The organism is Empedobacter brevis NBRC 14943 = ATCC 43319 (genome assembly GCF_000382425.1).
Lineage (GTDB): Bacteria > Bacteroidota > Bacteroidia > Flavobacteriales > Weeksellaceae > Empedobacter > Empedobacter brevis.
On sequence record NZ_KB908309.1, the window covers coordinates 19108 to 28689 of the forward strand.

Annotated in this window: 7 protein-coding genes; 3 read left to right on the plus strand and 4 right to left on the minus strand. The window is 26.6% G+C overall.

Annotation, left to right across the window (positions count from 1 at the left end):
- Positions 1-831: 831 nt before the first annotated feature.
- The 3 genes from H277_RS0118150 to H277_RS20250 all read right to left on the minus strand — a co-directional run bounded on the left by H277_RS0118150 (position 832) and on the right by H277_RS20250 (position 3328).
- Positions 832-1929: a hypothetical protein gene (locus tag H277_RS0118150; protein ID WP_026357726.1), complete on the minus strand. Its 1098-nt coding sequence runs from the start codon at positions 1927-1929 to the stop codon at positions 832-834.
- 2 nt (positions 1930-1931) lie between these two features.
- The gene (locus tag H277_RS0118155; protein ID WP_019977054.1) at positions 1932-2714 is read right to left on the minus strand and encodes an RNA polymerase sigma factor; all 783 of its coding nucleotides are present in this window, start codon (positions 2712-2714) and stop codon (positions 1932-1934) included.
- A gap of 470 nt (positions 2715-3184) precedes the next feature.
- Positions 3185-3328, minus strand: a complete 144-nt coding sequence (locus H277_RS20250) for a hypothetical protein (protein ID WP_154652453.1) — start codon at positions 3326-3328, stop codon at positions 3185-3187.
- A gap of 99 nt (positions 3329-3427) precedes the next feature.
- Here H277_RS20250 and H277_RS0118160 point away from each other — a divergent pair, with 99 nt between their 5' ends.
- A complete protein-coding gene (locus H277_RS0118160; RefSeq protein ID WP_019977055.1) occupies positions 3428-3649 on the plus strand; it encodes a helix-turn-helix domain-containing protein in 222 nt (73 codons plus the stop codon).
- A gap of 183 nt (positions 3650-3832) precedes the next feature.
- Here the strand turns inward: H277_RS0118160 and H277_RS0118165 are convergent, their stop codons facing one another.
- Positions 3833-7519 carry a YobI family P-loop NTPase gene (locus H277_RS0118165; RefSeq protein ID WP_019977056.1) on the minus strand — a complete coding sequence of 1229 codons (3687 nt, stop codon included), beginning with the start codon at positions 7517-7519 and terminating at the stop codon, positions 3833-3835.
- A 479-nt stretch (positions 7520-7998) separates the two neighbouring features.
- On the opposite strand from H277_RS0118165, the gene H277_RS20255 reads away from it, so the two are divergent.
- Both H277_RS20255 and H277_RS0118175 read left to right on the plus strand, forming a co-directional pair.
- Positions 7999-8169 carry a hypothetical protein gene (locus H277_RS20255; protein ID WP_154652454.1) on the plus strand — a complete coding sequence of 57 codons (171 nt, stop codon included), beginning with the start codon at positions 7999-8001 and terminating at the stop codon, positions 8167-8169.
- A partial coding sequence (locus H277_RS0118175) for a recombinase family protein (RefSeq protein WP_019977058.1) occupies positions 8144-9582 on the plus strand: 1439 nt, incomplete at its 3' end. The genes H277_RS20255 and H277_RS0118175, both read left to right, overlap by 26 nt.

Below are 9582 nucleotides of genomic sequence, written 5' to 3' on the forward strand. Positions count from 1 at the left end.
TTCTTTTGATTGAAAATCTGTCCTTTTTAATCAAATCACTTATAAAAGTGAATAATCAATAATATTTAGTAAAGTTGGCTGTCACAGCCATTGAAAGGATAACAGATGTTATGCTTTCACCTATTCGATAAAACTCTTTAATAAGCTGACATATAGCGGATGAAATTAAAGTGTTTTGAGGATTAAATTTCTATTAATTTTTTATTTTAAGTTGAATATAGATAGATGAAAAATGTTTTCCCACAAATTCACTTTGTTGTAAACGAACTCCAATTCCGAAATACGAATTTCAGACAAATATACGTTCTCATTATCTTGCTTTTAACATCAAAGAGTATCTGCTATTAATTATTGATGAAAGTAAGTGAACCCACGCGTTGTATATGTAATTTACATTTAGTGAGTGTTTATTACCAACCTCACCTTATGGGTGTACAATCACCCTCAAAATTATAGTGTTTTAAGATTTGAATTTCTATTATCTACCCAATCAAGGTTAAACATAGACAAACAAAATTTTTATAATATTCAAATTCATTTATTTAAATTCATTTCCAAAGTTAACGTAGGAGTTGTAGCCAAGTTTTTTTTTAAAAATCTTCGAATTGTCTTTTTAAATAAAAAAATTCTAGATCACACGACTACAAAATATTTAACATACATTCTACTATCACTATGTTGCCTTTATCCTGCCTTCATGTTGGGAGTATCCTGCTATTATCTATTGGGGAAAGAACGATAAGTAAGCCGTTGTATATGTTGTTTACATTTAGTGAGTGTTCGTAATCAACCTCACCTTACGGGTGTACAATCGCCCTCAAAAATTATAATTTATGCTATAATAAGCTCAATTCCTGCTTTGTCAGCTTTGTATTTTATTTTAGTCATCAGTTCGTAATAACTCCAATTCCTCAATACAAATTCTTCTTCTTTGGCTAGCTCCATCTTTTCTTCTTGATCCAATAAAATAAGTGTTCCAGCTTTATTATTGATACAAAAATCGATTAGCTTTCGACTGTAAACATGTAATCGATTATGCACATAATTACGTTCTAATTGACTCATTTTTTCTAGAGCTTTTAGTTTTCTCGTTCTTCCTTTGCCTGATTTAGCATAGGTTACTCCTGCTTGCATTCGTTTACGGGACGCTTGTATCGCTAATCTTCTATACAAAAACTCTTCTTTGGTTCCGATGGAAAGTCTAGATTTACCTACTTTTACAACCAATGGATATTCTAATGATAAGGAAGCTTCTGCTATCGTTTCGGGTTGTAATTGATGGTTTTCTTTTTCAATTTCAACAACAGCTAACCAAAATATTTTACCTTTTTCTATTTTTATTTGGGACGTACAAAGTTTAACTTCACCACTTACTACTTGTTCCAATAGTTTTTTGTTACCTGTAAAATCTTTTCCTAAATAGGTTTTGAATGGAAGTTGAAACAACCGAAAACAAAAACTTTTTTTCTCGGGATGATAAGATAGTTTACTAATACCTTCCAATCCAAAAGGAAATGCCATATCTCGTTTGAAGTTTTTTAAAGAAGCTTCTCCTCTCCAATATTCTTGGTAATCTTTGTTAAACGTACTCTGTAGTCTACTATTTAAACACGATAAAATGTTCATCGGAATTTCACCCTTAAAACGATCTGATATCACACGATAAGTGGTATTTATTCGTGAACGTTGTAAGATTCCTGCTTCATCTTTCTTTTCATCAACCAACTTGTGTACAATCCCTTCTGAGAGATACAAAAACTCTTTCACCATCGCTTGTATATACAAATGAGAAACGATCAAATTGGCGGCTCTATAACACCTGTTTCTCCATTTGTAAAGTGTTTCCAAAACCTCTTGACGTTCTTCTTGGGTAGGTAAATCAACAATTAACTGTATTTTTCGAGTGAGTATTAAAGTAGATTTCTCCATCATCAATAGTTTAGGGATTGAACTTTATTTTGTTGGGTAAATTTATAGGCGACTATAAACTCATTGTGTACTTCTTTCTGTGACAATTGTAATTCTTCTGCGATGTTTGCAAAAGATTGTTTATGCTCGCATCGAAGTTGTAAAATCAGCGATTGTGTTTCGCTTATTTGATCTTGTTTCTCTGCAGTAGAGACTGTTTTGGTTTTAATAATTAACTTATCTTGATGACTTAAAATATTCTTAAGGTCATCAATAGCACGTTTAATTTCATTACTTGTTTCAGTGATTCCTCTTCCCATTGAATGAGCAATCACTTTGTACTGAAATCCATGTTTTAAACAGAGTTCTATCAAATGTTTTCTTTCAGTACTTAATAAGGGTAATACTTTTATAATTTCATCAAAATAGTGCTGTTGTATTTCTTGTTCGTTCAGATTTTCTATAACATCAGTGGAATCATAACCAGCCAAATAACTTTGATAATTCTCATAATCCTCTAACGAATTCACAGTTCTAAAAAACTTATTCTTCGGTTTAGCATAATGCGAATAGCAACTGTATTTCATTACAAATCTCAAAAAGAAAAAGATATGATCAGGGGATTCCATCTTCTCTCGATATTCCCAAAGTTTCAGAAACACATCTTGTAACAAAGACTCCACTACAAATTCATCCTTAATTAATTGTTTACCAAACCAAAATATTCGTTTATGATATCTGATATAAATACGTTCCAAAGCAGTAGAATTACCTTTTTTTAATAATTCAAATTCTTTTTCTAGCATAATAAAGGGTTTTACTATAATAGTTTTGATTTATTTTAAGTTTTTATCATTCTAAATGAATCATAGTCATTTTCAACTATACTCATTGCTTACAACTTAAAATAGGTAGCAGAGCCCAATAAATTTGGAAAATGACATGAAACGCTTTACTTTTAATGTGCGAATAAAAAAGGTAAAACAAATACTGTCAAAGTCTCAATACTGAGGCTCTGATAGAGGGCGTGTAAAGAAAGGATAGCCCTTTGCTTTACGATCCGTGTTTTAAAATGTTATAAATACGGAGTATTTTTCTTTAAAAAGAAGTAGTAAGCCAACAGACTTTGTCTGGTGGTTTTTTACGGATGAATGGAAATTGTTTCGTTCTCATTTTGTATTGGGTTTTATGGAACGATGCTTCTCAGGTATGAAGAATTACTTGCAAAAAAGCAAGGCGGCTTCACACTTTAGTATCGTGGGCGACCAAACCCATCTTAAAAACTCGAAAGTTTAAAAGTTACCCCTAAAGCATATGTGAAAACCGCCCATGCCGTATGCGAAAGTACAAAACTTTTGAGACATGGAGCGATTCCACGATACTCTCGAGGTAAAATTGGTCGTTTCGATTCGAGATTCATCGTTTAATTATGACTATTAAAGTCTAATTATCAATTCGCTTATACAAATATAGTAATAATATTTAATGTGGCAATAAAACCACAATTATTTTTTTTACAATGAAAGAAAATTATACAACTTATTATAAGATAATCGGCGAAAAAATAAAGAAAAAGAGAAAAGAGAAGGGACTTACTCAAAAGCAAGTGGCTGAAAAAATTCCAAAATTTGATAGATCAAAAATCAGTGATATAGAAAATGGTAAGGAAGATTTTTTATTTTCTACTCTATTAAAAATTTGTAACGCTTTAGATATTAGTCTAAAAGAATTAATAGATTAGTATTTCATAAAAAAGTAATAGAAAAGGTAAAAATCTCTTTTCTATTTATATATTTCTTATTTATATGAAATGCAGATATATAGAGTTATTTCACGAAACTTAACTATATTAGTTTCGTGAAATAATATCATCGGTAATTAACACACTTTTTTAACATAAGATTAAAAATTGGTCAATAATTAACTAAAATGTAATTGTATATTTATTTTCTGTATGATTTACAAAGTGATGCTTAATAATTTTTTTAGATTTTAAATAGTTAAGAATTTCATTATTAACTTCGTTTAATTCAATTTTATAATTTTGTTTTTCTTCTATATTTCTAAAAGTATCAGTATGCTTTAATAAAGTAATTACATCATCTTCTGCTAAATGTGGACATAATCTAAATTTTATTGAAATTAAATCTATTTTTATATTTTCTTCATCAATATGTGATAAAAGATAATCTAAAATATTGAAGTCAACATTTATATTATTCTCGTTTATATATTCTATTAACATTGAAACAATTCTTTCTTCTTCAAAATCAATTTTATCAAAATCATTTAAAATCAATTTTACTAGAAAAGTTGCTATTTCCTGTTCACTTTCCTTTATTAATCTTGAATAAGTATATTTATCGATTTCTAATTCATTTAAATCTAAATCTTGTCTGATGTAATTATTGATAAAGTGAAGTTTATTTTCTTCATTTATTATATTAAAAACTTCTGTGTTTAAATCAATTCTATTTGTAGTAATAATATATTCAATGAACTTTATATAATCAATATAATCTTCGATTTCATCAAATTTAATATCGGTAGCATCAAAAATTCTAAAATCTTCTATTTTATCAGATTTTATTAATGAAGCTATTAATTCTTCATCATTTTCAATTGATAAATCTTGATCATTCTCTATTTCATTTTTATTCAAATTGATAAATGACAATAACTCATCTGTTAATTGAGTGCGTGAATATATGATCTTAACATTATTCCAACTTGGTTTAACTCTATTAAATTCTAAAAGTGGTTTAAATAAATTATCATCAAAATCAATGACTGAGAAATCAATATCATATAAATCTATTTGAAACTTAATATCCTTAATATATCTTTTAGTGTAATCTGAATCAATGTTTTCATTTGTAAGAATCCTGTTTAATATTGATATTCCATTACCATCTTCTTCTGTCACATTAGAAAAGTATATATTTTCTAAAAACTCTTTAATATTTTCATATATATAATCATCTAAAGGTTCAACACTAAAATTCCATAAATTAGATAATTTCCAATCTTTTATATTTTTTTGTGTGATTTTTGAATTAATTACTTCCAAATTAGATTCATTAATATAATACATATTATTTTCATAAATATATCTTTGAGTATCATCATCAATAAAATGATTTAAATCTGTTATTTTATATGAAACATTCATATTTAAAGAATTGATATCTTCTTTAGTAGCCTCTTTTAGAATTTCTTCATTATATTTTAAATATTCTATCAATTTTTTTTCAATATTTAATTTAATTAAGAGTTTATTCCGTTGATTTTCTTTTTCTTTAATTATACTGATAATTATAGCATTGATGATTTCATTTTGATTTTCCAAATTTTTCCAAAATGACTCACTCTCAATTAATTTATAATAAAATTTAAATCTATTTTCTTGACTTAAAGAACTAAATGCGCCAGCAATAAAATCTTTTTGAAATTCTTCGTCAGATAATAAATTAGAATAAAATAAACTATACTCATACTCAAATTTATTTGAGTTTTTTATTAAGAAATCAAGGATTAAATAATTAAATATTGCTCTAGAATTAAAATGACTAGGAGATAAATCTTCCATAAAATCATTTATATTTTTAATTTCATAGTTGAACTCTGGATTAACATTATCTAAGATTTTATTTCTGAATTTTAAATCATTAAAATCTAATAATCCCTCATGTTTATGAGAGATATAATTTAGATATTGTTCATTGATATAACCATATTTAATTAAGAAAAAAAGTAGTTGATTCTTATGTAATATTATTTTGTTATTAGCATCTTCATCATTTTCAGTAATTTCATTAACTTTAGTATATTTTGATAAATTCTCATTTGAATATCTATTAATAAGTTCGCTAACTGATTTAGACTTAACAATTCCAATTGATTTATTTAACTCATTTTTTTCTTTTTGAAGTTTTTCTATTTCATTTTCGCTTTTTTTCTTTATATTTTCATATTCTTTTTGATAATTTAATCCTGATTTCTTTTTTATGCTTTCAAATGTTATAGTAGTTCTTTCAAAATTATTATATCCATTTTGTTTTATTTTAATATCATCTTTTAATGTTTGAAAATTTTCATTTTTATGAAGATTTTCTAAATTAATATTATCACGGTTTATTTTAATATTTATTAAGTCATTATAATTAGCATTTAATAATAAAATAAATGAGTTTATCATAATCTTATTTAGACTTTCAATATCAGGTATATAAATAGCTTCTAATTCGGATATTTCTTTTTCAATCTCTTCTATTCTTTTAGTCTTATTTGATATACTATTTTTAATAAATTCATCCTTATTATAAAAAATAGAGTATACAATGCTTTCAAAATTATTGTACAATAGATTTACATAATCATATGTATATAAGTTTTTGTAAACAATAATCCCAAAAATTTTATCCAAAGGTAATTTAGTTGCAATTGGAGTAATGTTCTGGTTATTCTTCTCCCAGTTACTTATATATTGTTGTTTGAAAACTATAAATTCATTAATAAGATTTATGGCTGTACGTGTATCATTTATATATGGTGAAACTTCTTTTATTATGTTTTTAAGTTTATTATTATTTAACAAATCACCTTCTAATTCGGATATTTTTTTTGTAATAAACTCACGAGATGTATTAGAATTAATAAATGGAAGTATTGGTATTATTAAATCAAAGAATTTTGTTTTTTTATGTTCATCGTCTAGCAGATCATCTTTTACAGCGTATACAAAAGTTATTTTTTTATGCTTAAGATCTTTTGAATTATTTAGCTGCTCATTAATTTGTCGAAGATGAGTAAATATTGATAGTGATCCATTAAAACGATCTAAATCTTCAATAAAAACTATTTCTACTTTAGAATTTAAAAAAAAGTTTAAGATTTCGTCATAATATTTGCTTAAAATAGATTCATTTGATTCTTTATTATCATTTGTAATTTCAATGTCTGTAGGAGATATTTTAGTAATTCTAAAATTTATTACATCATCATACAACCTATATAAAACTATAAAAGTTTGAATAATGAATATAATTACATAAATATTTTTTTGATACTCCCAATACGGAAAAATTGAAAGTTTTCCATTTATTGAAGGAAAAAATATATTGATAATCGTATATAAGTAAACTACTATAAAAAAAATAGACCAAAATTTATGATTCCATGATTTATTTGCTATTCTTTTGAACCTTGAATTATTTAATTTTCCATGTTTTTCAGAGTATATAATTTGATTTACGATATTAAATTCAATCTCTTCTTTTTTGATTAATTCTTCATTGTTTTCAAAATTTGCGAAGGATATAGTAAGTGAAATATCCATTAAATTTTTATTTTTCACAAAGGATTTAATAATACTACTTTTTCCAGTACCATAAGAACCAGTTATAGCAATATTTTTAACTTCATTATTATTAATACCCCAACTTAGTTTATCTGTATAGTTTTGTATCTCTTCATTTTCTAAGTGAACAGCGTTAAGATGAGAAAAATGCATTTCTTTCTCTTCTTCTTTTTTTTCAAAATGAGATTTAATTTTTTCAATGTAATTAATGATAGCATTACAGTATTTAATAATTGATTCCTTTGAAAACATTTGTAATAATATATAAGAGTAAATATACGAATCAATTTAGTATGTAGTTATTTAAAAAATAATTATTAGAAAAATGAAGAAAGGATACTAATGTGCAACTCAATAATTCGGATTAAAATATATGATCTAGCTAATTGTTATAAGCGAGTTTTTTTGTTTTACACAACAAGGTATACTTCTTATTTTATCATCTATTTCTTTGGGGTTTGTTCGAGTTTCCTTCGACAATGGTTCGAAAAAAAAGTATGTTTTGTCGAACAAGATACATCAAAAAATACATTTTAGCTAGTCTACTATTTTTTTGTAAGACCTCTCCAGATTACAAAACTAACCTCTTGATTAATTCCTTAATTAATCAAAACCAATACCTGACATATAGCTCCAATAAATGCCTATTTATAGCTACTTCACCATTTAGAACTACTTTTTATTAAACGATTCAAATGTTTAAAACTTTATGAATATTAAAGAGTAAGATGATGAAGAAAGGTGATGAATATTTAAAAATATCTGATAATCAAAAAGATAATATCGATGTAAATCAAAAAAGACAAGCTAAGAAGGAAGAAAAAGTTGTAAATTTGATTATAGAGATCATTTTATCTACCACTTTAAAGGAATACTATGAAAAGAGCAATAAGATACCTTAGGTTTAGTCAGCTCGGACAGAGTAATGGTTCAATAGAACGACAAGAACTTTATACTGATCAATGGTTAGAATTTAATGAAGTTAAATTAATAGACACTTTTATTGATCGTGGTAAAAGTGCTCGAACATTTGATCGTCCAGATTTTATTAAACTCAAAGACTTTATTAAGAAACATTACAAAACTGTTGATTATCTTCTTGTCGACCAATTGGATCGTTTTAGTCGCGATGCAGGTGAAGCGATGAGTATGGTGAAATTACTTCAGAAAAAATACAACATTCAAGTTGTAAGCGTTACAGAGGGAATAATCTTCGATTACGACACGCCTGGTAGTTTTTTTAGAGCAGGATTACAATTACTTCTAGCTGAAGAAGACAATATTAATAGAAGTATAAAAGTAAAAGGCGGTATATATACTGCTAAAGCAAAAGAAGGACGATTTGTATTTAAAAATGCTCCATTTGGCTACAGAAAAATTGGAGAACGAAAAGAACGAAAACTAATTGTAGAAGAAACAGAAGCTAAAATTGTCCGCCATATTTATGATGCATTTCTTAAAAACACGCCACTTTATTTGATAAAAGAAGAAGCTAGAAATCTTGGTTTCACCACCAAAGGAAATATGGCAATTGAACGTGTTCTTAAAAATCCTGTTTATGCAGGATTATTAAAAGTGGAAGCTTATAAAAATTATCCCGGGGGATTATTTGATGCGATACATGAACCAATCATCGATAAAACTTCATGGATGATGGTTCAAGAAAAATTTAAAAATCCAAGTAAACAGCGTGTAGTCATAGATGATGAACTTCCATTACGCAGTATATTAAAATGTCATTGTGGAACACCATTATCAGGAGCACCGTCGAGAGGGAAATCAGGAAACTATTTTTACTATTATAAATGCAGACATTCACGACACAACAACATTAGTGCAATAAAAGCTCATAATCAACTTCTTCAAATTTGTGAATTAATGAGTTTATCATCTGTTCAACTCAATAAAATTAAATCTGAAACAAGTAAAACACTTGAAATCGAGTTGTCAAACAATAGAAAAAAGGTTGTTGAAAAACAAAATCAATTACTAGCAGTTCAAGAGAAATTATTTTCGGTAGAAGAAAAATGGATTAAAAACGAAGTAAGCAAGGATACGTATCAACGTTGGTTTTCTAGTTACAATGATGAAATTATAACTCTTAAAGGGTCAATAGAGCGATATAGTACTGATCAACAAGTTGCTTTTAAAATCTTAGAAAAGAATCTGAATCAATTAACAGATATGAAGTTTGTTTATTCAAAAGCTAATACATTACAGAAAAGAGAATTTGTAAACATAGTGTTCGACAGCAATTTATACTATGAAAATGGGATTTATCGAACACCTACAATGATGGATTTATTTTCGATTAA